The sequence below is a fragment of the Stenotrophomonas sp. GW821-FHT01H02A genome (genome assembly GCF_059422145.1).
Window position 1 is genome coordinate 1 of sequence record NZ_JBWKWI010000008.1, and the last position, 24938, is coordinate 24938.

At 67.5% G+C, this 24938-nt stretch carries 23 protein-coding genes; 16 read left to right on the top strand and 7 right to left on the bottom strand.

Annotated elements, in window-relative coordinates; translation table 11 throughout:
• Nucleotides 1-30 precede the first annotated feature (30 nt).
• The 4 genes from AC07WC_RS12975 to AC07WC_RS12990 are packed head-to-tail and all read left to right on the top strand — an operon-like array spanning nucleotide 31 to nucleotide 3524.
• On the top strand, nucleotides 31-1374 hold the full coding sequence (locus tag AC07WC_RS12975) for a TRZ/ATZ family hydrolase (RefSeq protein WP_046273209.1): 1344 nt from the start codon (nucleotides 31-33) through the stop codon (nucleotides 1372-1374).
• 16 nt (nucleotides 1375-1390) lie between these two features.
• A complete protein-coding gene (gene ubiG / locus AC07WC_RS12980) occupies nucleotides 1391-2122 on the top strand; it encodes a bifunctional 2-polyprenyl-6-hydroxyphenol methylase/3-demethylubiquinol 3-O-methyltransferase UbiG (RefSeq protein WP_495210364.1) in 732 nt (243 codons plus the stop codon).
• Nucleotides 2115-2798 (top strand): phosphoglycolate phosphatase, encoded by a 684-nt coding sequence (locus AC07WC_RS12985; protein WP_495210365.1) that lies wholly within the window; start codon nucleotides 2115-2117, stop codon nucleotides 2796-2798. The genes ubiG and AC07WC_RS12985 overlap by 8 nt, the downstream gene beginning before the upstream one ends.
• 18 nt (nucleotides 2799-2816) lie before the next feature.
• Nucleotides 2817-3524 carry a squalene/phytoene synthase family protein gene (locus tag AC07WC_RS12990; protein ID WP_495210366.1) on the top strand — a complete coding sequence of 236 codons (708 nt, stop codon included), beginning with the start codon at nucleotides 2817-2819 and terminating at the stop codon, nucleotides 3522-3524.
• Nucleotides 3525-3555: 31 nt separating this feature from the next.
• On the opposite strand, the gene AC07WC_RS12995 is transcribed toward AC07WC_RS12990, so the two are convergent.
• From AC07WC_RS12995 to yidD, 3 genes are read right to left on the bottom strand one after another with little or no spacing between them, the layout of a single operon-like run.
• The gene (locus tag AC07WC_RS12995; protein ID WP_495210367.1) at nucleotides 3556-4401 is read right to left on the bottom strand and encodes a M23 family metallopeptidase; all 846 of its coding nucleotides are present in this window, start codon (nucleotides 4399-4401) and stop codon (nucleotides 3556-3558) included.
• Nucleotides 4401-5747 (bottom strand): dihydroorotase, encoded by a 1347-nt coding sequence (locus AC07WC_RS13000; RefSeq protein WP_495210368.1) that lies wholly within the window; start codon nucleotides 5745-5747, stop codon nucleotides 4401-4403. The genes AC07WC_RS12995 and AC07WC_RS13000 overlap by 1 nt, the downstream gene beginning before the upstream one ends.
• Nucleotides 5748-6005 (bottom strand): membrane protein insertion efficiency factor YidD, encoded by a 258-nt coding sequence (yidD, locus tag AC07WC_RS13005; RefSeq protein ID WP_495210369.1) that lies wholly within the window; start codon nucleotides 6003-6005, stop codon nucleotides 5748-5750.
• A gap of 272 nt (nucleotides 6006-6277) precedes the next feature.
• Here yidD and dksA point away from each other — a divergent pair, with 272 nt between their 5' ends.
• Entirely contained in the window at nucleotides 6278-7564 is a 1287-nt protein-coding gene (dksA, locus tag AC07WC_RS13010; RefSeq protein WP_495210370.1) for an RNA polymerase-binding protein DksA, read from the top strand.
• A 1008-nt stretch (nucleotides 7565-8572) separates the two neighbouring features.
• On the opposite strand, the gene AC07WC_RS13015 is transcribed toward dksA, so the two are convergent.
• The 3 genes from AC07WC_RS13015 to cysS all read right to left on the bottom strand — a co-directional run bounded on the left by AC07WC_RS13015 (nucleotide 8573) and on the right by cysS (nucleotide 11781).
• The gene (locus AC07WC_RS13015; protein ID WP_495210371.1) at nucleotides 8573-9826 is read right to left on the bottom strand and encodes an MFS transporter; all 1254 of its coding nucleotides are present in this window, start codon (nucleotides 9824-9826) and stop codon (nucleotides 8573-8575) included.
• Nucleotides 9823-10263 (bottom strand): SufE family protein, encoded by a 441-nt coding sequence (locus AC07WC_RS13020; protein WP_495210372.1) that lies wholly within the window; start codon nucleotides 10261-10263, stop codon nucleotides 9823-9825. The genes AC07WC_RS13015 and AC07WC_RS13020 overlap by 4 nt, the downstream gene beginning before the upstream one ends.
• Before the next feature lie 150 nt (nucleotides 10264-10413).
• Nucleotides 10414-11781, bottom strand: a complete 1368-nt coding sequence (gene cysS / locus AC07WC_RS13025; RefSeq protein WP_495210373.1) for a cysteine--tRNA ligase — start codon at nucleotides 11779-11781, stop codon at nucleotides 10414-10416.
• Between the two features lie 243 nt (nucleotides 11782-12024).
• Between cysS and AC07WC_RS13030 the strand changes: the two genes are divergently transcribed.
• From AC07WC_RS13030 to AC07WC_RS13080, 11 genes are all read left to right on the top strand, one after another.
• Complete coding sequence (locus AC07WC_RS13030) at nucleotides 12025-12597, top strand: hypothetical protein (protein ID WP_495210374.1); 573 nt, start codon at nucleotides 12025-12027, stop codon at nucleotides 12595-12597.
• Between the two features lie 358 nt (nucleotides 12598-12955).
• Nucleotides 12956-13966 carry an N-acetylornithine carbamoyltransferase gene (locus tag AC07WC_RS13035; protein ID WP_346472005.1) on the top strand — a complete coding sequence of 337 codons (1011 nt, stop codon included), beginning with the start codon at nucleotides 12956-12958 and terminating at the stop codon, nucleotides 13964-13966.
• Nucleotides 13967-14083: 117 nt separating this feature from the next.
• Nucleotides 14084-15277, top strand: a complete 1194-nt coding sequence (locus AC07WC_RS13040) for an argininosuccinate synthase (protein WP_495210375.1) — start codon at nucleotides 14084-14086, stop codon at nucleotides 15275-15277.
• A gap of 75 nt (nucleotides 15278-15352) precedes the next feature.
• The gene (locus tag AC07WC_RS13045) at nucleotides 15353-16441 is read left to right on the top strand and encodes an acetylornithine deacetylase (protein ID WP_495210376.1); all 1089 of its coding nucleotides are present in this window, start codon (nucleotides 15353-15355) and stop codon (nucleotides 16439-16441) included.
• Between the two features lie 73 nt (nucleotides 16442-16514).
• Nucleotides 16515-17840, top strand: coding sequence for an acetylglutamate kinase (locus AC07WC_RS13050; protein ID WP_495210377.1), 1326 nt, complete (start codon nucleotides 16515-16517; stop codon nucleotides 17838-17840).
• A 5-nt stretch (nucleotides 17841-17845) separates the two neighbouring features.
• On the top strand, nucleotides 17846-18445 hold the full coding sequence (locus AC07WC_RS13055; RefSeq protein ID WP_495210378.1) for a GNAT family N-acetyltransferase: 600 nt from the start codon (nucleotides 17846-17848) through the stop codon (nucleotides 18443-18445).
• Entirely contained in the window at nucleotides 18442-19395 is a 954-nt protein-coding gene (gene argC / locus AC07WC_RS13060; protein WP_495210379.1) for an N-acetyl-gamma-glutamyl-phosphate reductase, read from the top strand. The genes AC07WC_RS13055 and argC overlap by 4 nt, the downstream gene beginning before the upstream one ends.
• A gap of 75 nt (nucleotides 19396-19470) precedes the next feature.
• Nucleotides 19471-20766 (top strand): argininosuccinate lyase, encoded by a 1296-nt coding sequence (gene argH, locus AC07WC_RS13065; protein ID WP_495210380.1) that lies wholly within the window; start codon nucleotides 19471-19473, stop codon nucleotides 20764-20766.
• Nucleotides 20767-20836: 70 nt separating this feature from the next.
• On the top strand, nucleotides 20837-21097 hold the full coding sequence (locus AC07WC_RS13070) for a YciI family protein (protein ID WP_495210381.1): 261 nt from the start codon (nucleotides 20837-20839) through the stop codon (nucleotides 21095-21097).
• Between the two features lie 13 nt (nucleotides 21098-21110).
• On the top strand, nucleotides 21111-22259 hold the full coding sequence (gene proB / locus AC07WC_RS13075; RefSeq protein WP_495210382.1) for a glutamate 5-kinase: 1149 nt from the start codon (nucleotides 21111-21113) through the stop codon (nucleotides 22257-22259).
• Nucleotides 22260-22294: 35 nt separating this feature from the next.
• The gene (locus AC07WC_RS13080; RefSeq protein ID WP_495210383.1) at nucleotides 22295-23557 is read left to right on the top strand and encodes a glutamate-5-semialdehyde dehydrogenase; all 1263 of its coding nucleotides are present in this window, start codon (nucleotides 22295-22297) and stop codon (nucleotides 23555-23557) included.
• Nucleotides 23558-23617: 60 nt separating this feature from the next.
• On the opposite strand, the gene AC07WC_RS13085 is transcribed toward AC07WC_RS13080, so the two are convergent.
• Nucleotides 23618-24829, bottom strand: coding sequence for a CynX/NimT family MFS transporter (locus AC07WC_RS13085; RefSeq protein WP_495210384.1), 1212 nt, complete (start codon nucleotides 24827-24829; stop codon nucleotides 23618-23620).
• Nucleotides 24830-24938: the final 109 nt, after the last annotated feature.

Below are 24938 nucleotides of genomic sequence, written 5' to 3' on the forward strand. Positions count from 1 at the left end.
CGGGTCGTCCGCCCAGCACAGTGAGTCCGCATGACCGACACCGCCCGCATTCCCGAAGCCTGTGACCTGTTGATCGAAGCCGGTTACGTGGTCCCGATCGAACCGCATGCGGTGGTGCTGGAAGACCATGCCGTGGCGGTGCGGGGGAGCGAGATCATCGCGATCCTGCCGCGTGCCGAAGCACGCGAGCGCTTTGCGCCGAAGCAGACCGTCTCGCGCCCGGAGGCGGCGCTGATGCCGGGCCTGGTCAACGCGCATACCCACAATCCCATGACCCTGCTGCGGGGCGTCGCCGACGACCTGCCGCTGATGGTCTGGCTGCAGCAGCACATCTGGCCGGTGGAAGCGGCGGTGATCGGGCCGGAGTTCGTGGCCGATGGCACCACGCTGGCGATCGCCGAGATGCTGCGCGGCGGTACCACCTGCGCCAACGAAAACTATTTCTTCTCCGACGTCCAGGCCGCCGTCTACAAGCAGCACGGATTCCGCGCGCTGGTCGGCGCGGTGATCATCGATTTCCCGACGGCCTGGGCCAAGACCGATGACGAGTACTTCGCCAAGGCCGGCGAACTGCACGACCAGTGGCGCAACGACCCGCTGATCGGCACCTCGTTCGCGCCGCACGCGCCGTACACCGTCAACGACGCCAATTTCGAACGCGTACGCATGCTGTCCGACCAGCTGGACATGCAGGTGCACCTGCACACGCATGAAACCGCGCAGGAAATCAGCGATTCGATCAAGCTGCACGGCCAGCGCCCGCTGGCGCGGCTGGACCGCCTGGGCCTGGTCAACGACCGCCTGATCGCGGTGCACATGACCCAGCTGACCGAGGCGGAAATCCACCTGTGCGCCGAGCGCGGCGTCAGCGTGGTGCACTGCCCGGAATCCAACCTCAAGCTCGCCTCCGGGTTCTGCCCGGCCTGCGCCCTGCAGCGTGCCGGCGTGAACCTGGCGATCGGCACCGACGGCTGCGCCAGCAACAACGACCTGGACATGTTCAGCGAGAACCGCACCGCGGCGATCCTGGCCAAGGCCGTGGCCAACGATGCCACCGCGCTGGACGCGGCCACCACGCTGCGCGCGGCCACCCTGGGCGGGGCCCGCGCGCTCGGCTTCGGCGACCGCATCGGCTCGATCGAAGTCGGCAAGCAGGCCGATCTGGTCTGCGTGGACCTGTCCGCGCTGGAAACCCAGCCGCTGCACCATGTGCTCTCGCAGCTTGTCTACGCCGCCGGTCGCCATCAGGTCAGCGATGTCTGGATCGCCGGCCAGCCCAAGCTGGTCCAGCGCGAACTGGTCGGCATGGACACCGCCGCGATCGTCGCCAACGCCCGCCAGTGGCGCGAGCGTATCCGACACATCCGTGCTTGATGCACCAAGGATCCCCATGAATACCCCCCATGCGTCCACCAATTTCGATCAGGCCGAACTGGACAAGTTCGCCGCGCTCGCCAACCGCTGGTGGGACGTCGATGGCCCGCAGAAACCGCTGCATGCGTTGAACCCGGTGCGCCTGCAGTACGTCGCCCAGCGCGTCACCCTGCGCGGCGCCCGCGTGCTCGATATCGGCTGCGGTGGCGGCCTGCTCAGCGAAGCACTGGCCAAGGAAGGCGCGGATGTCACCGCGATCGACCTGGCCCCGGAGCTGGTCAAGGTCGCGCGCCTGCACGGGCTGGAGTCCGGCGTCACCGTCGACTACCGCGTGCAGGCTGCTGAAGACCTGGCCGCCGAACAGCCGGGCAGCTTCGACGTGGTCACCTGCATGGAAATGCTCGAGCACGTACCGGACCCCGGCGCGATCATCGCTGCCTGCCACCGCCTGCTCAAGCCCGGCGGCCAGCTGTTCCTGTCCACCGTCAACCGCACCCCGGCCGCCTTCGCCGTGGCGATCGTCGGTGCCGAGTACGTGGCGCGGCTGCTGCCCAAGGGCACGCACCACTACCAGGATTTCATCAAGCCGGCCGAGCTGGGCAAGTGGCTGCGCGAGGCCGATTTCAACCTGCGCGATGTCAGTGGCATGGCCTATGAGCCGTGGCGCAACCGTGCCCGCCTGAGCTCGCGCACCGACATCAATTACCTGGCCCACGCGGTCAAGCCGGGCGACGCCGCACGTGGCTGAGTCCGGTTTCCCGCCGGCGGTGCTGTTCGATCTGGACGGCACTTTGCTGGACAGCGCACCGGACATGCTGGCCACCGCCAATGCGATGCTGGCCGCCCGTGGGCGTGCGCCGATCACCCTCGGTGCGCTGCGTCCCGTAGTCTCGAAAGGCTCGCGCGCGATGGTCTCGGTGGCGTTTCCCGAACTGGGGCAGGTCGAGCGCGATGCGTTGGTGCCGGAATTCCTGGAACGCTACGAAGGCCTGATCGGCCAGGATGCGGTGCTGTTCGACGGTATCGCCGGCATGCTCGATGCGCTCGACGCCGCTGGTTGTGCCTGGGGCATCGTCACCAACAAGCCCGAATACCTGGCCCGGCTGATCGTGCCGCAGCTGGGCTGGGAACAGCGTTGCCAGGTGCTGATCGGTGGCGACACCCTGGCCCAGCGCAAGCCGCATCCGCTGCCGCTGCTGGCCGCCGCCGAACGCATGGGCATCGCACCGGGTACCTGTGTCTACGTCGGCGATGACGAGCGCGACATCGTCGCCGCCAACGCCGCCGGGATGGCCTCGGTCGGCGCGCTGTGGGGCTACCGGCTGGACGCCGACGATCCGCTGGCGTGGGGTGCCGACACCCTCGTCGCAGTGCCCGAACATCTGCAACATGCCAAGGCGTGGCCGCTTCCGCGCACGCTCTAGCCTTTCAAGGAATACACCGTGAGTACTTCCAGCGCCCTGGACAGTTTCCTGGACAAGTGGCGGACCCGCTGGCCCGAGTGGCAGGTGGCCGAACGCTTCGTTCCCGAGCGCCAGCGCACCCTGGTGGTGGCGTGGTTCTCGCTGCTGCAGGAGTTCGACGACATGCTCAACACCGCCGGCGACCCGATGCCGTCCGACGCCAAGCTGGCGTGGTGGGGCGAGGAGCTGCGCAGCTGGTCCGTGCAGCGTTCGCGGCATCCGCTGGGGCGGGTGCTCGAGCCGGTGCGCGCACCGTGGGCGCAGCTGGCCGAGACGCTGCCGGATCTGATCGAAGCGCGTGCGGTGCCGGTCGATCCGGCGCAGGCGCTACGCTCGTTGCAGGCCTATGCGACGGCCGTGGCTGCGGTGGAGGCCGTGATGTTCGACACCCCGACGCGTGGCGATGTCGCGACCCCGGTGCTGGTCCAGACCTTGGCCCAGCGCCTGCACGAGAGTGGCGTCGCGGCCATTCCGCGTTCGCTGCTGGCCGAGGATGACACCACCGCGCCGCGCAAGTGGGCGCAGCAGTTGCTGGCGAAGTGGCCGGCGCGGGTCGTCGGTCCGCGCCCGCGTCGCCTGTACGCCGCACTGGCCCGTGCCCGTCAGCAGACCTGGGTGCAGGACCGCCAGTACCAGGCCACGCCGATGCGTACGCTGTGGCTGACCTGGTGGGCCGCGCGCGGTTGATCACCGGTGCCGGCCAGTGGCCGGCATGGGCCTATTTCCCGCGTTCCAGCACCAGCAGCGGGTCGATGCGGGTATCGAACCAGTTCATGCCCCAATGCAGGTGCGGGCCGGTCGCGCGACCGGTGGCGCCGACCGCCGCGATCACCTGACCCTGCTCGACGCGATCACCGACCTTCACATCGATACGCGACAGGTGCAGGAAGTTCGAGCTGATCCCGAAGCCGTGATCCAGCAGCAGCGTGCCGCCGGTCAAGTACAGGTCCGGGCCGGCGAAGGTCACCACGCCCGCCGCCGGTGCCTTGACCGGCGTGCCGGTGGGTACCGCGATGTCCATGCCGGAGTGACCGGAACCGGGTTGGCCGTTGTAGACGCGCGCGTTGCCGAAGCGCCCGCTGATGCGGCCCTGCACCGGCCAGATGAAGGCCTGCGCGAAGTCGGCGCGGTTGTCATCGCGGGCACGCGCGGCGGTGACCTGGGCCTGCTCACGCTTGATCCGCTCGGCGATCGCCGGGGGCGGATTGACCGTCTTCGGCGGCACGCCGTTGACGCGCTCGGTCGGCCAGTCACGCGGGGTCACCGCGATGCTGACCGTTTCGCTGCCGCCGTCCGGTCGTTTCACCTGGACCTGCAGCGGACCCTTCTCATCCCGGCCGATGCCGAACACCACGCTGCCGTACCCGCTCACGCGCAGGGTGCGGTCGCCGTACTGCACGACACTGCCGGCCGGCACCTTGCCGATCACCATCGCGCCCTGCGAGGCGCTGGCCGGAAACACCACGCGTGCATCGGCCTGCGCCGCAGCGGGCGAGGGCAGCAGGCTGCCCATCGCCGCGACGCCGGCGGCCGCCAGGGCCGCACTCAACAACCGTGCCCGCATCAGCGGTCGAAGCTCATGCGCTGGCCGTTCGGCGAACCCACCAGCTTCTCGCCATCCCACGCCAGCTGCCCGTTGACCCAGGTCGAGGCGATGCGCGAGCGGAAGGTGGTGCCTTCAAACGGCGACCAGCCACACTTGGAGAGCACGTCTTCGCGCTTGACGGTGAAGGGCACGTCTTCGACCAGCACCAGATCGGCGAAATAGCCTTCGCGCAGGTAGCCGCGCTGGCTGACGTCGAACAGCTGCGCCGGCGCATGCGCGAACTTCTGCACGACCTGGGTGATCTCCAGCTTGCCTTCGTGCACCAGCTCCAGTGCGGCGACCAGTGCGTACTGCACCAGTGGCAGGCCGGACGGCGCCTGCGCATAGGGCTTCTGCTTCTCTTCCCAGGTGTGCGGCGCATGATCGGTGGCGAGCACGTCGATCACGTCATCGGCCACGGCGCGGGTCAGCGCTTCGCGGTCGCTGGCTTCCTTGATCGCCGGGTTGCACTTGATCAGGTTGCCCAGCCGCGCGTAATCGCTGCGGTCGAAACGCAGGAAGTGGATGCAGGTTTCGGCGGTGATCTGCTTGCGGCTGCCATCGGCGCGGATCAACGGGCCACGTTCGAACAGGGCCAGTTCATCGGCGGTGGAGATGTGCAGCACATGCAGGCGGGTGCCATGCTTTCTGGCCAGCGACACCGCCAGCTCGGAGGATTTCAGGCAGGCCTCGCGCGAGCGGATGTCCGGGTGCTGCTCGGCACTCAGTGCATCGCCGTACTTCTCGGCGTACTCCTTGGCCTTGGCGTCGATCATCGGGGTGTCTTCGCAGTGCGTGATGATCGGCGTGGGTGCATCGCGGAAGATCGCGTCGAGGGTTTCCGGGTTGTCCACCAGCATGTTGCCGGTGGAGGCACCCATGAACACCTTGATGCCCGGCGCGGTCTTGGGGTCCAGCGACTGGATGTGGGCCAGGTTGTCGTTGCTGGCGCCCATGTAGAAGCCGTAGTTGGCGCGCGCACGGCCGGCGGCGGCATCGTACTTGGCCTGCAGGATCTCGGCGTTGAGCGTGGGCGGATTGGTGTTGGGCATGTCCATGAAGCTGGTCAGCCCCCCGGCGACGGCGGCGGCCGATTCGGTCGCGATGTCGCCCTTGTGGGTCAGGCCGGGCTCACGGAAATGGACCTGGTCGTCGATCATGCCCGGCAGCAGCCAGCGGCCGCCGGCATCGATCACGGTTTCGCCCGGACGGGCATCCAGGCCGGGACCGATCTGCGCGATGCGGCCATCTTCGATGCGCAGGTCGCCCTGGGTGATGGTGCCTTCATTGACCAGGCGGGCGTTGACGATGAGCGTGGAGGACATTCAGTGTTTTCCTGTGCAGCGGCAGGGGGCGTCGTGCGTGGCGCGCGGTGGCACCTCGTCGATGCCACCGGGATGGAAGGGATGGCAGCGGCCCAGCCGGCGCGCGGCCAGCCAGCTGCCGCGCGCGGGGCCATGGGTGGCGATGGCTTGCATGGCGTATTCAGAACAGCTGGGCATGAAGCGGCAACGCGGCCCCAGCAGCGGGCTGATGAAGCGCTTGTAGAAGCGCAGCAGGGCGATGAGCAGGCGTGAGATCACCCCCCAATCTTATTCCAGTTGGCATGAAGGCCGCATTTGTCGCAGGATGGGGCGTTGGACCCGTCCGCACCCACGCGCGTGACGGGCCGCCCCGGCGGTGTCGCCGGGTCAGGTGCCGAACTGCGCACGTCGGCCCGCCTGCCAGGCGGACCGGTCGCACGCCTTGCGACTCCGGGGCTGAACGGAGTAGGCGGTGTGGTTGCTGCTGCTGGTCGGGTAGGCTATAAAGGCCCGCTTTCCCGGGCCCCGGGGAATCCAAGGAAGAGCGTTTCGTGGCTGCTAAAAAAACTGCAAAGAAGGCCGTCAAGGCCGCCAAGAAAACCGCCAAGCCTGTTGTAAAGAAGTTGGCGGCCAAGTCCGTTGCCAAGAAGCCGGTCGCCAAGCCGGCCGGCAAGCCTGCATCCAAACAACCGGCGGCCAGGACGGCACCCGTTAAGAAGGCGGCCACCAAGTCGCCGGCCAAGGCCGTCAAGAAGGCGGTCGCCAAGAAGCCGGCTGCCAAGCCGGTGGTGGCCAAGAAGACCGTCGCCAAGAAGGTCGTTGCCAAGAAGGTCGTTGCCAAGAAGTCGACGGTCGCCAAGCCGGTTGCCACGCCCGCCAAGCGCGCGGCCGGCAAGCCTGTGAGCAAGGCGCCCGCCAAGAAAGCCGCCGCCAGCAAGACGGTGGCGAAGAAGACCGTGACGCCTGCTGCCGCCAAACCGGCCTCCAAGCCGGCACCGGCGAAGAAGACCGCGGTCAAGCCGGTACCGGCCAAGCCGGTGAAGGCGAGCAAGACCGCCAGCAAGTCCGTGGCACCCAAGCCGGCCGCCAAGCCGGTTGCAGCACCCGTAGTGAAGTCCGCACCGAAGCCGGCATCGCCGGCGCCGGCCAAGTCTGTCCCGGCCAAGAGTGCGGCCAAACCTGTTACCCCTCCGGCCTCCGCGCCGGCGCCGGTCGCAGCCGCCCCCGCCTCCAAGGCCCCGCAAAACAAGAATCCCGTGCCCGTTTCGAAATCGCCTGCAAAAACCCCCGCCAAGTCCGAGTCCGCCCCCAAGCCCGTGTCGCGTCCGGTCGGCAAGGTCGCCGTTGCCGTGGCAGCGCGCTCGTCCGCCCCGGCACCGCGCACCAAGGTCAAGGTGGTGGAGTACAAGACTGACGAAGCCACCGGTCGTCCGATCCTGCCCGACGGTTACAAGCCGAGCGCGGAAGAGGAATACATGAGCCCGCTGCAGCTGGAGTATTTCCGCCAGCGCCTGCAGCACTGGCGCAATGATCTGGTCGAGGAATCCAAGCAGACCATCGCGAATCTGCAGGAAGAAGTGCGTGATATCGGCGATGAGGCCGAGCGCGCTACCCGCGAGACCGAGAATTCGCTGGAACTGCGTACCCGTGATCGTTACCGGAAGCTGATCGGCAAGATCAACAGCACGCTGAAGCGTCTGGAAGACGGTGACTACGGTTTCTGCGTGGATACCGGCGAAGAGATCGGTCTGGATCGTCTGGAAGCCCGCTTGACCGCCGAGCGCACGATCGATGCGCAGGAGCGTTGGGAGCATCTGCAGAAGCAGCAGGGCGACTGATCGCGCTGTCGGCTTTGGTGCTCTACGAAAAACCCGGCTTCGGCCGGGTTTTTTTTGGCTGATTGCCTTAGGTTTGGTTTTGGGTTTGGATTGGTCGCCTGGTGTGTCGGCGCCTTGGTTGATCCGTGTTTGGAGTGGGTCGGGTAGCCCTGGCCGGGACCCGCCGTGAACCCATCCATGGGGGCTCGTAGTGCGCCATCCATGGCGCCCTACGGTCCCGCCCAGGGCTACCCGACCCACTCCCGACAGGTTCATGGGCGGGCGGTTGGAAGGGCTGGCACTCCGGCTTCTGACATTGTTCCGGCAGGCTGCCAGTGCTGGCTAGACCGTCGGGAAGTGGCGGGTGCTGGTCCGGAGGTTTGTCCCGCGCTTCGCGCGGCATCCACGCATGGCGTGGATCTACAGGCGTGGCGGGCACGCCACAAATTGTGCGGACCGCAGTCCGCGCTCCACTTTCAGCCGAAGCCGTAAGCCGACACTGACGCCGTAGCAGTGCCGAAGTCATAAACGGCAAGCGGTACGCCGTAAGCCACCGGCCAGAAGCCAACAGCCGTCAACCGGCGCCGTAGGCCCTGAGTGATAAGCCGTGAGACGTCAGCTATCTGCTGTTCGCCGTTCGCTTTTTTGCCCTTTGCTCTTCGCCGTTAATCCCGCGCAAGCAACCCACTGTCCATGGGCGGCGGGCAGCGCAGTGCAGGACCGTGTGCGGCATGGATGCCGCACTACGAGCCCCCATGGGTGAGGGCGCTCTGCTTGCGAAGCACTGCTTCGCGATCGGCCGAACGCACAGCCGCCAGCGGCTGGGCCGGACCGCGGAGCGGGGTTCACGGCGGGTTCTGCACTGCGCTGCCCGGCCGCGCAACCCCAGACATAAGCAGGCGCCGACTCACAGCCCTGGCAACCCAACCGCGCTGCGCCAGCCAATCGCCCAACCGACCAAGCGGCCAAACGGCCAAACGGCCAACCAACCGGGCAGCCGATCAGCCGATCAGCCAGGCAGGAAATTCATCAATGCAGATCGCGCAGATTCAACCGCCGCAGCGTCGGATTCTTCCAGGCCGTAATGCCCGCCACACTCAACACCGCAAAGCCACCCAGCACCACCGCCGGGACCAGCCCCAACAGCTTCGCCATCGTGCCCGCATAGAACGCGCCCAGCTCATTGGACGAACTGATGAAAATGCCATTGATTGACGACACCCGACCGCGCATCTCCTCCGGTGTCGCCAACTGCAGAATCGTCGAACGCACCACCACGGAGACACCATCGAACGCACCGTAGAACAGCAGGATCGCCGCCGACAGCCAGAAACTGGACGACAGTCCGAACCCGATCACGCACAGCCCGAAACCGGCCACCGCGAACAACAGCACCCGCCCTGCATTGCGCTGCAGCGGTCGGCGCGCCAGCCACAGGCCCACGCAGACCGAGCCCAGCGCCGGCGCCGCACGCAGCACGCCCAGCCCCTCCGGGCCGTGGTGCAGGATCTCGTGCAGGAAGGCCGGCAGCATCGCCACCACCCCGCCGAGCAGGACCGAGAACATGTCCAGCGCCATCGCGCCGACCATGATCCTGTTGCCGAGCACGAAGCGACCGCCTTCGGCGATGCTCTTGAAGATCGGGGCCGCCGGACCTGTGTGCACCGGCTCGGAGACGCGCAGCGCCGCCAGGCAGCCCAGCGCGAGCAGCGACACGCCGACCGCCACACCATAGGCCACGCCCTTGCCGCCCCAGGCCACCAGCACGCCGCCCAGCGCCGGGCCGGCCACCATGCCTGCCTGGAAGACCACCGCGCCCAGGCCGGCGCCGCGGGCATACTGCGTACGCTCCAGCACGCGGGCGAACAGTGCGTTGTAGATCGGCGAGAGGAACGCGCGGACCATGCCGGTCAGTGCGATCGCCGCGTAGATCGGCCACACCCCGTGGAACGGCAGCCAACCCTGGGCCACCGCGGTGAGCACCAGCGCGGTCATCACCAGCCCGCTGCAGGCGACCATGCCCAGCCGGCGGCGGGGCAGGTGATCGACCAGGTAGCCGGCAAATGGCGCCACGCAGAAGAAGGGCAGCACCTCGGCCAGGCCGATCAGGCCCAGCGAGAACGGATTGCGGGTGACTTCGTAGATATGCCAACCGACCGTCACCGCGACGATCTGGTAGGACAGCATCGCGAAGATGCGATACGCCAGCACCAGCGAGAATCCCGGGCGGGCCAGCAGTTGCAGGGCGCTGTCGGGCTCCTGCGGATCGGCGGAGAGCGTCACGACTGCGCTTGCGCGGTGTCGCGGATGAAGGCCAGCATCGCCGCCACGCCGTTGCTGCGGGTCGGCGAGAGGTGACGCGACAGCCCGATGTCCTGGATGTAGCTTGGCTCGGTGGCCAGGATCTCGGCAGCGGAGCGGCCCGAGTACACGCGCAGGGCCAGGTAGATCAGCCCGGAGACGATCGCCGAATCACTGATCGCGTGGAAGCGCAGCGCCTCGGCGTTGCCCTCCGGCACGATCCAGACCATGGACTGGCAACCGAGCAGGCGGTGCTCTTCGGTTTTCCATTCTTCCGGGAAGGTGGGCAGCTTGCGACCCAGGTCGATCAGGTACTGGTAGCGCTCGGACCAGTCACCGAAGAAGGCGAACTCCTCGGCGATGGCAGCCTGGGCTTCGGCGGCGGTGGGTTCTAGCGGGAACGGGGAGGTGGGGGTCATGGGGGCTCCGGGTCGGTGTTCGCCGTCCGTGGGTGACCGTGCGTTTGCGGGGGAAGCAGCCTGGCCGTCCGTGGCCGGGCCTGTGTCGTGGCAACGCCCAGCGGATCGGGCAGTGTCTGGTAGCGCCCGACGGTCACGCCGGGCGGTCGTTCAGCGTTTGCGCGACCAACGCACACCCTGGGCGGTGTCTTCCAGCACGATGCCCTCGGCGGCCAGCTGGTCACGGATCGCATCGGCACGGGCGAAGTCGCGCGCCTGCTTGGCGGCGGCGCGTTCGTCGATCAGGGCCTGGATGGCGGCATCGTCATCGGTGCCGCCTGCAGTGCCGAACCAGGCGGCCGGCGCCTGCTGCAGCAGGCCCAGCGCCAGACCGGCGCCGAGCAGGGCGGATTTCCAGTGGGCCTTGTCGGCGTCGGCGGCCCTGCGCGCCTCGCCGGCGATGCGGGCCAGCTCGGCCAGTGCCTGCGGCGTATTGAGGTCGTCATCCAGCGCGGCCTCGATTTCGGCCGGAATCACCGCAGCGGCGTCCACCTCGACCAGGTCGCGCAGGGTGCCGTACAGGCGGTCCAGGGTGCGCACGGACTGCTCGATCAGCGCGTCGGACCAGTCCAGCGGCTGGCGGTAGTGGGCCGACAGCAGCGCATAGCGCAGCGCCTCGGGAGCATGCTGGCGGACCAGATCGTGCACGCGCTCGATGTTGCCGATCGACTTGCTCATCTTGGCGCCGCCGAAGTTGAGCATGCCGTTGTGCAGCCAGAACCGGGCGAACGTCTGCCCGCCGTGCGCGCACTCGCTCTGTGCGATCTCGTTCTCGTGATGCGGGAACTGCAGGTCCACGCCGCCGGCATGGATGTCGATGGTCGGCCCCAGGTGCGCGGCGGCCATCGCCGAGCACTCGATGTGCCAGCCCGGGCGGCCACGGCCCCAGGGCGATGCCCAGCCCGGCAGGTCGTCGCTGGAGGGCTTCCACAGCACGAAGTCGCCCGGGTCGCGCTTGTACGGCGCCACGTCGACGCGGGCGCCGGCCAGCATCTCGTCCGGGTCGCGGCGCGAAAGCTTGCCGTAGTCGGCATAGGAGCCCACCGAGAACAGCACGTGGCCCTCCGCGGCGTACGCGTGGCCGTTGGCGATCAGCTGCTCGATCATCGTGACGATCTGCGGGATGTGCGCGGTGGCTTCCGGCTCGATGTCCGGCGGGACCACGCCCAGCGCCGCCATGTCCTCGCGGTAGGCGGCGGCGAAGCGGTCGGTGATCGTGCTGATCGGGACCTGCTGCTCGCGCGCGGCCGTGTTGATCTTGTCATCCACGTCGGTGATGTTGCGGGCATAGCGCAGGCCGCCGAAACGGCGCCGCAGCAGGTCGGCCAGCACCCCGAACACCACCGGGCCGCGGGCGTTGCCGATGTGGACGTAGTTGTAGACCGTGGGGCCACACACATACAGGGTCGGACAGGTCGGATCGAGCGGGGTGAACGGTTCGAGCTGGCGTGTCAGGTTGTTGTGCAGGCGCAGGGTCATGAGGGTCGGGAGCGGGGGTAAGCGGTCGATTTTAGAACGTGTCGGGCTCTTTGGGGGGATGCGGGGCAGGGCCGGCAGGCGACCCGGGTCGGCTGAAGGCTTCAGCCGATCGGCCCTGTGGCGGCGGGTTCGGGCACCACCGGTGGCCCTGGCTATGGGCAGGAGCGTCACGGAAGGGTAATGTTCAGCCCCTTGTGCCTGGCACTGCCTAAACTATCCCCCTTGTCCTTTTCCTTGTTGCCAATGAAATCCGCTTCGTTGTTGACGCTGGTCTGCCTGCTCGGAAGTGCCGCCTTCGGGGCGCGCGCCCAGGAGGGTGAGGTGCGCAACCGGGTGGTGATCGTGGAGAACGTCAAGTTCGACTACGCCCAGGTGCTCAACGTCGAGCCGGTCTTCCAGACCCTGCGCGCCACCCGTACCGAGGAGCACTGCGAGCCGGTGTCGACCCGCACGCTGGCCCCGGTCAACGTGACCGGCGAGGAGCCGCAGGAAGACAAGGGCCGCTTCGGCCGCTTCATGGATTCGGTGCGCTCGATCTTCCGCCGCGAAGATGGCAGCACCGACGAAAACGGCTATTCGGAAACCGTGGTGGTGGAGACCGCGCCGGCCAATACCGGCCCGCTGCTGACCCGGGACTGCAAGATCATTCCGGTCGGTCGTGAGTTCCGCCGCCCGATCGCCTATGACGTGGACTATGTCTACAAGGGCACCAAGTACCGCTCCCGCCTGCCGGAAGATCCCGGCAACCGGCTCAAGATCCGGGTCTCGATCACCCCCTGGGTGGGCAACGAGCAGGCTGGCGGCGCCAACCCCTGACCCGCGTGCCCGCCGAGGTGGACATCTGCCAGCTGAATTTCCATTCAGGCCTTGCACCCACCCCGGGTGCATGCAAAGATGGGCGGCCATGAAACTCACCGACTTCCAGCACGACACCAGCGCCGCCCGTATGGCCACGGGCATGACGTCGCGTGCCCGCCGACCGGAACCCCACATTTTCGCTGGGTAACCGGAGCTTCGTGCTGTCTGTTCGGAAAACCCAGCCCCCGCGCTGGGTTTTTTCGTTTCTACGATCTGAAAAGTTTCATCTGTATACGTTTTGTTGAGCCCTGAACGCGCCCCGGCGCCCCCAACCTCCGCCGGAAACGGTGGAAAACCAGCCGCAAAGGATCGATCGATGTCCCTGAAGCACTTCCTGAACACCCAGGATTGGAGCCGCACCGACCTGGATGCCCTGTTGACCCAGGCCGCGTTGTTCAAGCGCAACAAACTGGGCGACGAGCTCAAGGGCAAGTCGATTGCCCTGGTGTTCTTCAACCCCTCCATGCGTACCCGCACCAGCTTCGAGCTGGGCGCGTTCCAGCTGGGCGGCCACGCGATCGTGCTGCAGCCGGGCAAAGACGCCTGGCCGATCGAATTCAATCTGGGCTCGGTGATGGACGGGGACACCGAGGAACACATCGCCGAAGTGGCCAAGGTGCTGGGCCGCTACGTCGACCTGATCGGCGTGCGCGCGTTCCCGAAGTTCATCGACTGGACCAAGGACCGCGAGGACGAAGTGCTCAAGAGCTTCGCCAAGTACTCGCCGGTGCCGGTGATCAACATGGAAACCATCACCCACCCGTGCCAGGAACTGGCGCACGTGATGGCGCTGCAGGAACACTTCGGCACGCAGGACCTGCGCGGCAAGAAGTACGTGCTGACCTGGACCTACCACCCCAAGCCGCTGAACACCGCCGTGGCCAACTCGGCGCTGACCATCGCCACCCGCATGGGCATGGACGTGACCCTGCTGTGCCCGACCCCGGATTACATCCTGGATGAGCGCTACATGGGCTGGGCCGAGCAGAACGTGGCCGAGAGCGGCGGTTCGCTGCAGGTCAGCCATGACATCGCCAGCGCCTACGCCGGCGCTGATGTCGTCTACGCCAAGAGCTGGGGCGCGCTGCCGTTCTTCGGCAACTGGGAACCGGAAAAGCCGATCCGCGACCAGTACAAGCACTTCATCGTGGACGAAGCCAAGATGGCGCTGACCAACAACGGTGTCTTCAGCCACTGCCTGCCGCTGCGTCGCAACGTGAAGGCGACCGACGGCGTGATGGATTCGGCGCAGTGCATCGCGATCAACGAAGCCGAGAACCGACTGCATGTGCAGAAAGCGATCATGTCGGCATTGATCGGCCGCTAGTGCCGACGGGGTAGAGCCGACCGTTGGTCGGCCGCTCCCCAACCAGCGCACTGAACCTTCCAGCCGACCAACGGTCGGCTCTACCAAGTTTCCATCCCCCTATTGGACCTGACCCCCATGAGCAAGAAAGACATCGTCCTGGCCTTCTCCGGCGGACTCGACACCAGCTTCTGCGTGCCCTACCTGCAGGAGCGCGGCTACAACGTGCACACCGTGTTCGCCGATACCGGTGGCGTGGATGACGAAGAGCGCGATTTCATCGAGAAGCGTGCCGCCGAACTGGGCGTCACCAGCCACGTCACCGTCGATGGTGGCCCGGCGATCTGGAGCGGCTTCGTCAAGCCGTTCGTGTGGGCCGGTGAGGGCTACCAGGGCCAGTACCCGCTGCTGGTCTCGGATCGTTACCTGATCGTGGACGCCGCGCTCAAGCGCGCCGCCGAACTGGGCACCAACATCATCGCCCACGGCTGCACCGGCATGGGCAACGACCAGGTCCGCTTCGACCTGGCCGTGAAGGCACTCGGCGACTACCAGATCGTCGCGCCGATCCGCGAGATCCAGAAGGAACACACCCAGACCCGCGCCTACGAGCAGAAGTACCTGGAAGAGCGCGGTTTCGGCGTGCGCGCCAAGCAGCAGGCCTATACCATCAACGAGAACCTGCTCGGCCTGACCATGTCCGGCGGCGAAATCGACCGTTGGGAAGCCCCGGGCGAGGGTGCCCGCGGCTGGTGCGCACCGCGCAGCGAATGGCCGGAACAGGCACTGACGGTCACCCTGAAGTTCGTCGAAGGCGAAGCGGTCGAGTTGGACGGCAAGGCGCTGCCGGGTGAGCAGATCCTGGCCAGGCTCAACAAGCTGTTCGCCCCGTACGGCGTCGGCCGTGGCGTGTACACCGGCGACACCGTGATCGGCCTGAAGGGTCGCATCGTGTTCGAAGCGCCGGGCTTGGTCTCGCTGCTGGCCGCGCACCGCGCGCTGGAAGATGCGGTGCTGACCAAGCAGCAGAACCGCTTCAAGCCGGACGTGGCGCGCAAGTGGGTGGAGCTGGTGTACGAAGGCTTCTACCACGACCCGCTCAAGACCGACATCGAGGCCTTCCTGAAGTCCTCCCAGGCCAGGGTCAACGGCGAAGTGGTGCTGGAAACCCGTGGCGGCCGCGTCGATGCCGTGGCCGTGAAGTCGCCGCACCTGCTCAACGCCAAGGGCGCTACCTATGCGCAGTCGGCCGACTGGGGCGTGGAAGAGGCGGAAGGCTTCATCAAGCTGTTCGGCATGAGCTCGACCTTGTACGCGCAGGTGAATCGCTAAGGCGATTCACCGGGGTGCCGGCCGCTGGCCGGCGCCTCCCAAGGCCGATTTTGAACCCTACGGATACTCAGACACATGCTTGAACAGACGCTCGACCACCTGCAGCAGCTCGTGTCGTTCGACACGCGCAATCCACCGCGTGCGATCACCACTGGCGGCATCTTCGATTACCTGCGTGCGAACCTGCCCGGATTCAACGTGGAGGTGATCGACCATGGCGACGGTGCGGTCAGCCTGTACGCCGTGCGCGGGACGCCGAAGTATCTGTTCAATGTGCACCTGGATACCGTGCCGGACTCGCCGCACTGGAGTGCGGATCCGCACGTGATGCGGCGTGCGGACGATCGCGTGATCGGGCTGGGCGTGTGCGACATCAAGGGCGCTGCGGCGGCGTTGGTGGCCGCGGCCAATGCCAGCGATGGCGATGCCGCGTTCCTGTTCTCCAGCGACGAGGAGGCCAACGACCCGCGTTGCATCGCCGCCTTCCTCGCCCGGGGCATTCCGTATGAAGCGGTGCTGGTCGCCGAGCCCACGATGAGCGAAGCGGTGCTCGCGCACCGTGGCATCAGCTCGGTGCTGATGCAGTTCAAAGGTCGCGCCGGGCATGCCTCGGGCAAGCAGGATGCGGCCGCCAGTGCACTGCATCAGGCGATGCGCTGGGGCAACCGCGCGCTGGACCACGTGGAGTCGCTGTCGCATGCGCGCTTTGGCGGGCTGACCGGCCTGCGCTTCAACATCGGGCGCGTGGAAGGTGGCATCAAGGCCAACATGATCGCGCCCGCCGCCGAAGTGCGTTTCGGCTTCCGCCCGCTGCCGTCGATGGACATCGATGCGCTGCTGGCCACCTTCGCCGGGTTCGCCGAGCCGGAGGCCGCGGTGTTCACCGAGACGTTCCGTGGGCCGAGCTTCCCGGCCGGCGATATTGCCGAAGCAGAAAACCGCCGTCTGGCCGCGCGGGACGTGGCCGATGCGCTGGATATCCCGATCGGCAACGCGGTGGATTTCTGGACCGAGGCCTCGCTGTTCTCGGCCGGGGGTTACACCACGCTGGTGTACGGCCCGGGCGACATCGCCCAGGCGCACACTGCCGATGAGTTCGTGACGCTGGAGCAGCTGCAGCGTTACGCCGAGTCCGTGCACCGCATCATCGCGCACGGCGCCTGATCGAATGACGCCGTCGTGGTCCCCCACTGACGGAACTCCCATCGCGGCTGCGGCCGCCTGCGACGATATCGAAATGCCTTCTTCCCAGCCCCACCGCCAGACCCGTCAGACCATCGTGCGCCTGCTCTCGAGCATGGCCAGCGCGAAGGAGATCAGCCAGTACCTCAAGCGTTTCTCGCAGCTGGACGCCAAACGCTTCGCCGTGGTCAAGGTCGGCGGCGCGGTGCTGCGCGATGACCTGGATGCGCTGACCTCCTCGCTGTCGTTCCTGCAGGAAGTCGGCCTGACCCCGATCGTGCTGCACGGCGCCGGCCCGCAGCTGGACGCCGAACTGTCGGCGGCCGGCATCGAGAAGCAGACCGTGAACGGCCTGCGCGTGACCTCGGCCGAAGGCCTGGCGATCGTGCGCCGGGTGTTCCAGGCCTCCAACCTACAGCTGGTCGAAGCGTTGCAGCAGAACGGCGCGCGCGCGACCTCGATCACCGGCGGCGTGTTCGAGGCCGAGTACCTGGACCAGGACACCTACGGCCTGGTCGGTGAGGTCAAGAAGGTCAACCTGGCCCCGATCGAAGCCAGCCTGCGCGCCGGCTCGATCCCGGTGATCACCAGCCTGGGCGAAACCCGCTGCGGGCAGATCCTCAACGTCAACGCCGACTTCGCCGCCAATGAACTGGTGCAGGAACTGCAGCCGTACAAGATCATCTTCCTGACCGGCACCGGCGGCCTGCTCGATGAAGAGGGCAAGGTGATCGACTCGATCAACCTCTCCACCGAGTACGACCAGTTGATGCAGCAGCCGTGGATCCATGGCGGCATGCGGGTCAAGATCGAACAGATCAAGGACCTGCTGGATCGGCTGCCGCTGGAGTCCTCGGTGTCGATCACGCGCCCGGCGGACCTGGCCAAGGAACTGTTCACCCACAAGGGCTCGGGCACGCTGGTGCGCAGGGGCGAGAAAGTGCTGCGTGCCACCGCGTGGGACGAGCTCGATCTGCCGCGCCTGAAGCAGCTGATCGAATCCAGCTTCGGCCGTACCCTGGTGCCGGACTACTTCCAGAAAACCAAGCTGCTGCGCGCTTACGTGAGCGAGAACTATCGCACCGCGGTGATCCTCACCGACGAGGCCGAGGGCGTCTACCTGGACAAGTTCGCGGTGCTGGATGACGCGCAGGGCGAGGGCCTCGGCCGTGCGGTCTGGAATGTCATGCTGGACGAAACCCCCCAGTTGTTCTGGCGCTCGCGCAACGGCAACCTGATCAATCACTTCTACTACGCCGAATCCGATGGCTGCTACAAGCAGGGCCACTGGAAGGTGTTCTGGTTCGGCGCCGACGGCTTCGACCGCATCAAAGCGTACGTCGAGCATTGCGCCGCACGCACCCCCAGCCTGGAGGGCTGAACCCGATGAATCTTGCCGATTGGACCAAGGTCCCCACACTGGCCGGCACCCATGCCCGGCTCGAGCCGCTGCAGATGGCGCATATCGATGGCCTGCGCGGCGCACTGGGGGATGGCACCTTGTCCAGGCTCTGGTACACCCAGGTGCCGAGCGCGAAGACCATGACCGCCTATGTCCAGGCCGCGCTGCAGGCGCAGGCCGAGGGCAAGGTGCTGCCGTTCGTGGTCCTCAACGACGCCGATGAAGTGGTCGGCACCACCCGCTACTACGATCTCGACGCCGAGGTGCCGCGCCTGAGCATCGGCTACACCTGGTATGGCGAAGCCGCCCAGCGCACCGGCATCAATACCGAAACCAAGCTGATGCTGCTCACCCATGCCTTCGAGCGGCTGGAATGCCTGAGCGTGGTGTTCGAGACCAGCTGGTTCAACTTCACCTCGCGCGCCGCGATCGCGCGGCTCGGCGCCAAGCAGGATGGCGTGCTGCGCAACCACAAGCGCCACCCGGACGGCACCCCGCGCGATACCGTCATCTTCTCCATCATCGATGCGGAATGGCAGGGGGTGAAACGCCACCTGCAGCACCGCCTGGACGCACACGCATGAGCACCAGGATCTTCACCGTCGGTATCGTCGGCGCCCGTGGCCACACCGGCGCCGAGCTGATCAAACTGATCGCCGCCCACCCGAGCCTGCAGCTGGGCTTCGTCTCCTCGCGCGAGCTGGCCGGCCAGCGCGTGAGCGATCACCACGGCGACTGGCAGGGTGAACTGCAGTTCGAGAACCTGGATGCCGATGCCGTCGCCGCCAAGGGCATGGATGCGGTGATCCTGGCCCTGCCCAATGGCCTGTCCGCGCCGTTCGTCACCGCGCTGGATGCGGCCCGGCCGGAGACGGTGATCGTCGACCTGTCGGCCGATCACCGTTTCGAGCCGAGCTGGTATTACGGCCTGCCGGAGCTGACCCGCGGCGATTACCTGGGCCAGAAGCACATCAGCAACCCGGGCTGCTACGCCACCGCGATGCAGCTGGCGATCAGCCCGCTGCTGCAGCAACTGGCCGGCCCGCCGCAGTGCTTCGGGGTCTCCGGTTACTCCGGCGCGGGCACCACGCCCTCGGACAAGAACAACCCCGAACTGTTGCGTGACAACCTGATGCCGTATGCGCTGACCAACCATGTGCACGAGCGCGAAGTCACCGCGCACCTGCGCGTGCCGGTCGAGTTCATGCCGCACGTGGCGCCGCATTTCCGTGGCATCACCATGACCGTGAACCTGTGGCTCAATACGGTGGTCAAGCGCGAGGACGTGATCGCGCTCTACCAGAAGTACTACGCCGATGAGGCGCTGATCGAGGTGCTCGACGAAGCGCCGTGGGTCAGCCAGATCGCCGGCCGCCATGGCGTGCAGATCGGCGGTTTCGACGTGGCCCCGGGTGGCAAGCGCGTGGTGGTGGTAGCGACCCTGGACAACCTGCTCAAGGGCGCGGCCACCCAGGCGATGCAGAACCTCAACCTGGCGCTGGGCCTGGACGAACTGGCCTCGATCCCGCACTGAATTCCCACGGCGCCGCGCGGTCCGCTGCGCGCGCCCTGACAACCCGGCGGAGCGATTCCGCCTACGGAGCAAGACATGGCAGACCTTCTGTGGCAGAAGCCCGGCGTGGCGGTAGACGCCAAGATCCAGACCTTCCTGGCCGGCGATGACGTGATCCTGGACCGCGAGTTCTTCCTCTACGACGTGGCGGCCAGCAAGGCGCACGCGCAGGGCCTGGAGCACATCGGCATCCTCGGCAATGACGAACGCGTCGGCCTGCAGCGCGAACTGGACGTGCTGGCCGAGGATTTCCGCAGCGGCGCATTCGTGCTGGATGAGCGTTTCGAGGATTGCCACTCGGCGATCGAAGCGCGCCTGACCGAGCGCCTCGGCGATGCCGGCCGCAAGATCCACACCGGCCGCAGCCGCAACGACCAGATCCTGGTTGCGACCCGGCTGTGGTTGAAGGACAAGCTGCTGCGCGTGGCCGAGCTGAGCCGCGAGATCGCCAAGGTCGCGCTGGACCGCGCCGAGGCCGAGAAAGACCTGCCCGTGCCGGGATATACCCACATCCAGCGCGCCGTAGTGTCCTCGGCGGGCATGTGGTGGGCCGGCTGGGCCGAGGCCTTCATCGACAACGCGATCCGCGCGCACGATACCTTCAACCTGGTCGATGCCAATCCGCTCGGCACCGCCGCCGGCTATGGCGTCAACCTGCCGCTGGACCGTGCGCACACCACCGAAGCGCTCGGCTTCGCGCGCATGCAGATCTCGCCGATCTACGCGCAGCTCTCGCGCGGCAAGTTCGAACTGGCCGCACTGGAAGCGCTCGGCGGCGCGACTCTGGATCTGCGCCGCATCGCCTGGGATCTGTCGCTGTTCACCAGCGGCGAGTTCGGCTTCGTCGCGCTGCCGGCGCAGTACACCACCGGCAGCTCGATCATGCCGAACAAGCGCAACCCGGACGTGATCGAACTGATGCGCGCCACCCATGCCAGCGTGGCCGCGGCCCGCACCGAGATCGAGCAGCTGCTGTCGCTGCCCTCGGGTTACCACCGCGATCTGCAGAGCAGCAAGGGCGCGATCTTCCATGGTTTCGGCCGCGGCCTGGCCGCGCTGGAGCTGCTGCCGGCGCTGCTGGCCAACCTGGAGTGGCGCGACGACAAGCTGCGTGCGGCGATCGACTCGGGTATGTACGCCACCGACGTGGCCGTGGAAGCGGCAGTGGCCGGCGTGCCGTTCCGCGAGGCCTACAAGGCCGCCGCCGCAGCGGCGGATACGGCCGGGCAAGGGCGTACCCCCGAAGGCAGCCTGGCCGCGCGCGTGTCGCCCGGCGCGGCCGCCGACCTGCGGCTGGATGAGCTGCGCGCCCGCTGGGCAGCACTGGTGTGATCACGACGGCGGCCGCAGGGCCGCCGTTTTTGCAACGTCTCTCCGGGTGATGCCCGGGAAAGGGAGTCCCATGAAAACCTGTTACCTGGTGATGGTCGCCCGCACGCCGGACTTCCGCGATGAGGTCGGTGCCGAACACGTGCGTTTTCTCGATGAGGTACGCGCGCGCGGGCAACTGCTGCTGACCGGTGGTTTCACCGACAAGAGCGGCGGTGCCTACGTGCTGCAGGACATCGCCGATCTGGCCGCCGCGCAGGCACTGGTCGACACCGATCCGCTGCTGGTGCACGGCAGTGCCACGGCCCGTATCCACGAATGGAGCACGCGCTGAGCGCGCCGACCACATGAACCAGCCCGTGCCTTCGCCGTTCACCGAACAGGCCGTTCCGCAGTGGAAGCGCGCCGTGCTCAAAGTGGGCAGCAGCCTGCTCGCCGCCGATGGTGGCGGCCTCTCGCCACGCCACGCGCTGGGCCTGGCCCAGTTCGTCTCGGCCAATGTGTTGGCTGGGCGCGAGGTGGTCATCGTGTCCTCCGGTGCGGTCGCGGCTGGCCGGGCGATCGTGCCGCGCGCGCTGGAAGCCGGGGCGGCGATGGCGGCGCGGCAGGCGTTGGCCGCGCTTGGCCAGGCACAGCTGATCGGGTTGTGGCAGCGCTTCTTCGAACGCCCGGTGGCGCAGGTGCTGCTGACCCACGACGACCTGCGCAACCGCCGCCGCTACCTCAACGCCCGTGCCACGCTCAACGAACTGCTGCGCCTGGGTGCGCTGCCGGTGGTCAACGAGAACGACACGGTCTCGGTGGATGAGCTCAAGCTCGGCGACAACGACAACCTGGCCGCGACCGTGGCCGCGCTGATCGATGCCGATGTGTTGTTCATCGCTACCGACATCGATGGCCTGTACAGCGCCGATCCGCGTCGCGATCCGCAGGCACGCCCGATCCACGATGTGCCGGAGTTGACCGTCGAGGTGCTGGCGATGGCCGGTGGCGCCGGCAGTGGCGCCGGCACCGGCGGCATGCATACCAAGCTGGAGGCCGCGGCCAAGGCCGGGCGCGTGGGCATCGAGACCTGCCTGTTCAACGGGCGCAGCGCCGAGGTGGTGCGTGCGCTCAGCCAGGGTCGGTTGTTCGGCACCCGCATCCATGCCGCGCAGACCCGCGTGGCGGCGCGCAAGTACTGGCTGCGGCACGCGCCGCTGGAGCCGGGCGCGATCCTGGTCGATGCCGGCGCGGCCGATGCGCTGCGTGGCAAGGGCGCATCGTTGCTGCCCGGCGGCGTGCTCGATGCGCAGGGTGACTTCCGCCGCGGCGACATGATCGAGATCCGGCAACGGACCGAGACCGGCGAGGTCTGCCTGGCCCGTGGCGTCAGCCAGTACTCGGCCAGCGACATCCGCCGCGTCGCCGGGCGCCACTCACGCGACATCGAAAGCGTGCTCGGCTACAACTACGGTGGCAACGTGATCCACCGCGACGATCTGGTGCTGTTGTGATCGCGTCCCTCCCGGGTTTTTCCAAGGATACTGAGATGGCCGCCACCTCCACTTCCGACATCCGCAGCCAGGCGCTGGCCTGCCGTGATGCTGCCCGGCAGCTCGCGCAGCTGTCTTCTTCGGCCAAGGCCGATCTGCTGGAGGCGATGGCCGCCGCGCTGGAGGCCGATACCGATGCGATCCTCGCGGCCAATGCGCGCGATCTCGCCGCCGCCACGGAGAAGGGCGTCGGCACCGCGATGCTGGACCGCCTGGCGCTGAACCCGCAGCGCCTGGGCGGTATCGCCGCCGCGCTGCGCGAGGTCGCCGCGTTGCCCGATCCGGTCGGCCAGGTGACCCGCGATGACGTGCGCCCCAATGGCATCCGCGTGCAGAAGGTGCGGGTGCCGCTGGGTGTCATCGCGATGATCTACGAAGCGCGCCCGAACGTGACCGCCGATGCGGCCGCGCTGTGCATCAAGGCGGGCAACGGGGTGATCCTGCGTGGCGGCTCGGAGGCGATCCATTCCAACACCGCGATCGCCGCCTCGCTCAAGCGTGCGCTGCGCACGGCGGGGGTGGCTGATGCCGCGCTGACCCTGGTCGAGGACCTGCGCCGCGAGACCATGCTTGCCCTGCTGCAGCTCAACGACCTGATCGACCTGGCGATTCCGCGCGGCGGGGAAGGGTTGATCCGGTTCGTGGCCGAACATGCCCGCGTACCGGTGATCAAGCACTACAAAGGGGTCTGCCATCTGTACGTTGATCGTGCCGCGGATACCGCGTTGGCGCTGGACCTTCTGGTGGATGGCAAGTGCAGTCGGCCCTCGGCCTGCAACTCGCTGGAGACGCTGCTGGTCCATGCCGACCTTGCGCCCACCTTCCTGCCGCTGGCCGCGCAGGCACTGGCCGAGCGGGGCGTGCGGGTGCGCGCCGATACGGTGGCACGCCAGTGGTTGCCCGACGCCGAGCCGGCCAGCGACGAGGATTACGCGGCCGAGTATCTGGATCTGATCATCGCGGTGCGCGTGGTCGATGACCTCGACCAGGCACTGGCGCATATCCAGCAGTACAGCTCGGACCACACCGAAGTGATCGCCACCGGCGATGCCGCGGCCGCCGAACGCTTCGTGCATGCGTTGCGCTCGGCGGTGGTGATGGTCAATGCCTCCTCGCGCTTCTCCGATGGGGGCGAGCTCGGTCTGGGCGCGGAGATCGGTATCTCCACCACCCGTCTGCACGCCTATGGCCCGATGGGGCTGGAGGCGCTCACCGTGGAGCGCTTCGTCGTCCGCGGCGAAGGGCAGACGCGCGTCTGACCGGGCAGCGCCGGCCGTGGGCTGCTGCCTACGGCCAGCGCGAGGGACGTGCCTGGACGCTTACCACTGGTCTTCAAGCTTCTGCGGTTTGCAGGCAATCCACGAGGCGCACAACAGCACCACCGCGCACAGCGCCAGGAAGGCGAACGGCAGGTGCCAACCGCCGCTCACCGAATGCAGCCAGCCGAACAGGAACGGGCCCAGGCAGCTGAAGGCGTAACCCACGCCCTGCATGAAGCCGGACAATGCGGCCGAGCCGGCGGGGGTGCGGGTGCGCAGGTTGATCAGGGTCAGGGCCAGCGGGAAGGTCGACGGCCCGATCCCGAGCAGGACCGCCCACAGCCACGGGGCCTTCATCGGGGCGAACAGCAGGCCGGCGAAGGCGATCAGGAACGCGCTGAAGCCGATCAGCACCAGCCCGAAGGGATTGCGCAGGCGCACCGCGAGGGCCGGCATGGTCAGCGACGGCAGCAGGCCGCAGGCGGCGAAGATGGCCACCATGATGCCGCCGAAGGCCGGCGTCGCACCGGCTTCGACCACGATCCGCGGCAACCAGGTGAACATCGAATACGTCATCAGCGAGGTCATACCGAACATCAGGGTCATGCCCCATGCCAACGGGGTCTTCCAGACCTTGCCGTGCGGCGCGCTGGAGGGATCGTTGGCAGCGCTGATCGTGTCCGGATGCGGACGCGCCCGTGCGAGCATCAGCCACGGCAGCGCCGCGGCCAGCGACATCAGCGCCCAGATGCCCAACGACACGCGCCAGCCAGCCTGCTGCGCGACCGGTACTGCCAGCAGCGCCGGCATCATCGTGCCGATCTGCAGCACCGTGATGTAGAGCGTGCTCATGGTGCCTACGCGGTTGGCGAAGTAACGCTTCACCAGCGGCGGCACGACCACGTTGCCGATGCCCATGCCAGCCAGTGCCACGATGGAGCCGAACAGCAGGCTGCCCACGCCGCCGGCCATCGAGCGCAGCAGCAGGCCCACGGTGGCCAGGCTCATGGCCAGCAGCGCGGTCCGCTCCAGGCCCAGGCGACGGGCCACGGCCGGGGTGGTCACGCCGAACAGGGCGAATGCCGCGGTCGGCAGCATGCCCAGTACGCCGGTCATGGTGGTGCCGAAGCCGAAGGTCTGGCCGAGTACATCCAGCAGCGGGGTCAACGAGGTGACCGCGGTGCGCAGGTTCAAGGCGGCCAGCAGGATGGCGGCGAAGGCGAGCAGGCGTCCGTGCAGCAGGGCGTGGGACGGTGGGGTGGGGTGGGTCATCAGCAGGGGTCCTGACAGGTGGCGCACCGCGGCCAGGCCGGCGCGCGGGTGCAACGGCAGAGACCGGCCAACGGCCGGCATCTGCAGGGTAGGGGACTGGGCCGCCGCC